1 protein-coding gene is annotated in these 254 nt (G+C 64.6%); it reads left to right on the top strand.

The window, feature by feature from the left end; translation table 11 throughout:
- Positions 1-254, top strand: a 254-nt coding sequence (locus KZZ04_RS19965; protein WP_219423998.1) for a hypothetical protein, incomplete at both ends; no start/stop codon positions are given.

The raw sequence follows: 254 nt of genomic DNA, 5'->3' as shown, positions 1-254 counted from the left end.
CTTCTACGACGATCTGCATCGTCGCTACATCGAGGTGACCGGGGCGCACGGCAACATGCTGTTCGAGCCGGCCCACACCCGGCTGGCGGGTGCGTGGGACATCGACAAGGCACAGAACTGGTTGCTGGCGTCGCTGCACCGGGGCAACCTGAGCCTGGCCGGGCTGATCACCCATCGCATCGCTCCGGAGGGACTCGGAGAGGCCTACGAGGGGTTGCTGAAGAAGAAAGAGGAGTACCTCGGCGTCACGGTTC

Source organism: Pseudoalteromonas sp. CR1, from assembly GCF_019392235.1.
Taxonomy (GTDB): domain Bacteria; phylum Pseudomonadota; class Gammaproteobacteria; order Enterobacterales; family Alteromonadaceae; genus Pseudoalteromonas.
This window is presented reverse-complemented; position numbering and strand designations above follow the sequence as displayed.